The sequence below is a fragment of the Burkholderia sp. E168m23 genome, from assembly GCF_016586125.1.
Classification (GTDB): Bacteria; Pseudomonadota; Gammaproteobacteria; order Burkholderiales; family Burkholderiaceae; genus Burkholderia; species Burkholderia orbicola.
This window is the reverse complement of sequence record NZ_BCPP01000753.1, coordinates 1-3,598: the sequence shown is the minus strand read 5'-3', so window position 1 is coordinate 3,598 and position 3,598 is coordinate 1. Positions and strand designations below refer to the sequence as shown.

The window sequence follows — 3,598 nt, the reverse complement described above, 5'->3', positions numbered from 1 at the left end:
AAGCCCTTCGTGTGCGGATGGATCTTCAGGTCGAGCGATTCGTCGCGCAGGTTGATCGGGCCGTCGACGTTGATGAGCGCGTCGTCGGTATCGAGCGCGAAGACCTTCGGGTCGAGCATGCCGTCGGTCGCGACGAAATCGATCGCCGCGCAATTGATGTTGACGTCGCGGTTGCCGAACAGTTTCTCGTAGACGACGTTCGCGACGTTCAACCCCGCGGCCTCCATCAGCAGGCGGCTGATGCGACCGTTGGTGATGAGCGCCTTCACTTCGCCGGTCGACGTCGCCGCGAGCGCGGCCGGCGAATTGCCCGTTGCCGACAGCGACGCGTCGCCGTTGATTTCGCCGAACGCCGACTGCATCACCTTCTGCGTCGGGAACAGCTGCTTGAGCTTCAGATGCCGCGCGGCCAGCGTGAAGCGGCCCTTGAGCGGCGTGCGGCTGCCGTCGAGATGCGCATTCGTCGCGAGCGTGCCGCCCGCGACGCCGAACTGCAGCGGCTCCAGCGTCAGCACGCCGTCCTGCATCAGAATGTGCGTGTACAGGTTGGTGATCGGCAGGTCCGCGCTCTTGATCAGCTTGCGGCCGGTGAACTTCACGTCTGCATCGATCGCGCTCCACCGTTCGGTGCGGAACGCCGCGACCGGCAGCACGCGGTCGGGCGGCTGGCGCGTCGTGTCGCCGCGCTTCTTCTTGCTCGCGGCCGAGTCGGCGCCGATCACCGGCGCGAGATCGGAGAACTGCAGCAGGTTCGACACGAGTTCGCCCGACAGCTTCGGCCGCGGCTCGCGCTGCGCCCAGGTGAGCGTGCCGCCGAGATCGCTGCCGCCGACGCGACCGTTGAAGTTCTCGTAGCGGAAGGTGCTCGCATTCGGCTTGAAGTTGCCGATCAAGCGCCCTTCGGTCGCGTAAGGCGGCGTATCGGGCAGCGTGATGCCGGTGAGCTGGTAAAGGTGCGACATCGACGTGCCCTGCAGCCACAGCCGCAGGTCGAGCGCCGCGAGATGCCTCGGATCGGTCAGCGTGCCGACAATCGCGAGCCGCGTATCGCCCGCCTTCACGTCGGCCTGCAGCGGGAACGGCTGCGACGTATCCTGGATCGCGAGCACGCCGCCGACCTTGCCGGTGCCGCTGATCGGCACGTTCTTGTAGCGGCCGTCGACCTTCAGCCCGAACGCGTAGGTGGGGCCGGACGGCTTCGCGGGCGCCGCGGCGCCGCTCGCGCCGGACGCGGCAGCGGCCGCCGACGCGGAAGGCGCGGACGAAGCGGATGAACCGGACGAACCTGACGCAGCCGAAGCAACGCCGCTCGCAGCCGACGCACCCGAGGCCGCGACCGCACTCGCCCCCGACTCGCCCGACGCGGCTTGCGCATCGGCCTTCGCGCCCAGTTGCGCGGCGCCATGCTTGCCGACGCGCTGCGCCGACGCCGCACGCGAGGTCTGCTCCTGCTCCTTCAGCACGTCGCCGAGCGGAATCGGCTGCCCGAGCGTATCGATCGCGACGGTCAGGTCGGCCTTCGTGATCGCATCGCGATACGTGACGGTGCCCTTCGCGAAACCGAAGCTGTCGAGCCGCACCTTCCACCGCGAAGGCTGCGACGATTGCTTGAACTGGAAGGTCCACGTATTGCTGCCGTCCGCGCGCCGTTCGAGATCGACGGCAGGATTCACGACGTCGATCGACGGGATGACGATTTCATGCGCCAGCAGCGGCAGGAGCGCGAGATCGAAGTGCGCGGCATCGAGCGTGACGAACTTGGGCGCCTGCGCCCAGTCGGGATTGCCGATCTCGAGTTGCGTGGCGGAGAAGCTCGGCCAGGGCACCCATGCACGCCAGCCGGTCTCGCCATCGGGACGACGCCAGCCGACCTTGAGATCGCCGTTGATCGCGAACGGGCGGCCGAGCGCGGTACTCACCTGTTCGTTGACCCACGGTTTCGCGCGGTTCCAGTCGAACGTGAAGATAAAGATGCCGGCCGCCGCGATGAGCACCGCGACGATACCGACGATCCATGCAGCCGATTTGCCGATGGCTCGGGTTAGCGTCATGGCGGTTCCGTTGTTGTTCTGAAGCGTTGCCGCGCCATGCCGGGCCGCTTGCGTGGACGAACGGCGCACGACAACTGCGGCTTTTCAATCGGTATTATGGCGCACGACATGGCGGCCTTTCGGCGCCATTAACGCTTTTTTTCACTTTTGACATGACCTCCCCCACCGGCCTCATCGACGCGCAGCACATCACGCGGCGCGACGCCAGCAGCGGCAAGACGCTGCTCGCCCCGACCGATTTCAGCCTCGCCGCGGGATCGCGAATTGCTATCACCGGGCCATCCGGGTCGGGCAAGAGCGTGCTGCTGCGCGCGCTCGCGCTGCTCGATCCGCTCGACGGCGGTCACATCCTGTGGCGCGGCCGGCGGATCCGGCGCAGCGCGATTCCGCGCTATCGGCGCAGCATCGCCTATGTCCGCCAGCGCCCCGCGCAGATGGACGGCACCGTCGAAGCGCAGTTGCGCTACCCGTATTCGCTCGCGATCTATCGCGACGTCGCGTTCGACCGCGCCCGCGCCGAAGCGCTCGCCGCGCAGGCCGGCCGCGGCGCCGGTTTTCTCGACAAGCGCGCGAGCGACCTGTCCGGCGGCGAAGCGCAGATCACCGCGCTGCTGCGCGTGCTGCAACTCGATCCCGACGTCCTACTGCTCGACGAGCCGACCTCCGCCCTTGATCCCGAATCGGCGCGCGCGATCGAAGCGCTCGTCGGTGCGTGGTTCGACGCGGCGCCCGATGCGCGCGCCTACATGTGGATCTCGCACGATCCGGCCCAGGCCGCGCGAATCGCCACGATGCGGCTCGTGATGCAGGCCGGCGTCCTGCACGCGGCCAACCCGACGGAGGCTGCGCAATGAGCCCGGCACTGCAGGACCTGAGCCTCGTCGACGTCGGCATCGCCGCCGCGCTCGTCGCCGTCAACGGTGCGATCTCGGCGGCGCTGTCGCTCGGCCTCGGCCGCAAGCTCGCGCTCGCGGCGGTGCGCACCGTCGTGCAGTTGCTCGCGATCGGCTACGTGCTCGGCTGGGTGTTCGGCCATCCGCACTGGTACGTCGTGCTGCCGCTCACCGCGCTGATGACGCTGATCGCCGGTTTCGCCGGCGCGGGGCGCGGCAAGCGCACGTATCGCGGCCAGCGCATCGACAGCATCGCGTCGATCTGGTTCAGCAGCTGGTTCGTCGCGGCGGTCGGCCTGTTCGTCGTGATCCGCATCCATCCGTGGTTCGCGCCGCAATACGCGATCCCGATCCTCGGGATGATTCTCGGCAATACGCTGACCGGCGTATCGCTCGGCGTCGAGCGGATGATGGAAGAGCTCACCGCGCGCCGCGATCGTGTCGAAACCGCGCTCGCGCTCGGCGCGACGCGCTGGGAGGCCGCGCAGGATGCCGCGCGGCAGGCCGTGCGCGCCGGCATGCTGCCGACGCTGAACCAGATGGCGGTGGTCGGCGTCGTGAGCCTGCCGGGCATGATGACGGGCCAGGTGCTGGCCGGCCAGTCGCCGCTGCAGGCCGTGCGTTACCAGATCGTGATCATGTTCCTGATCGCCG

The 3,598-nt window shown here is 68.3% G+C and carries 3 protein-coding genes; 2 read left to right on the top strand and 1 reads right to left on the bottom strand.

The features are described 5' to 3' along the window. On the bottom strand, window positions 1-2,051 hold a 2,051-nt coding region (locus JMF90_RS28910), incomplete at its 3' end, for an AsmA family protein (RefSeq protein ID WP_201325747.1). Window positions 2,052-2,203: 152 nt separating this feature from the next. Here JMF90_RS28910 and JMF90_RS28905 point away from each other — a divergent pair. Both JMF90_RS28905 and fetB read left to right on the top strand, forming a co-directional pair. Beyond that, complete coding sequence (locus JMF90_RS28905; protein WP_011549719.1) at window positions 2,204-2,905, top strand: ATP-binding cassette domain-containing protein; 702 nt, start codon at window positions 2,204-2,206, stop codon at window positions 2,903-2,905. Continuing rightward, window positions 2,902-3,598, top strand: a 697-nt coding sequence (gene fetB / locus JMF90_RS28900) for an iron export ABC transporter permease subunit FetB (RefSeq protein ID WP_201325746.1), incomplete at its 3' end; no start/stop codon positions are given. The genes JMF90_RS28905 and fetB, both read left to right, overlap by 4 nt.

Bases quoted from the DNA above. Each gene is read 5' to 3' on its own strand.
- JMF90_RS28905 (WP_011549719.1), top strand. From the start codon at position 2,204: ATGACCTCCCCCACCGGCCTCATCGACGCGCAGCACATCACGCGGCGC.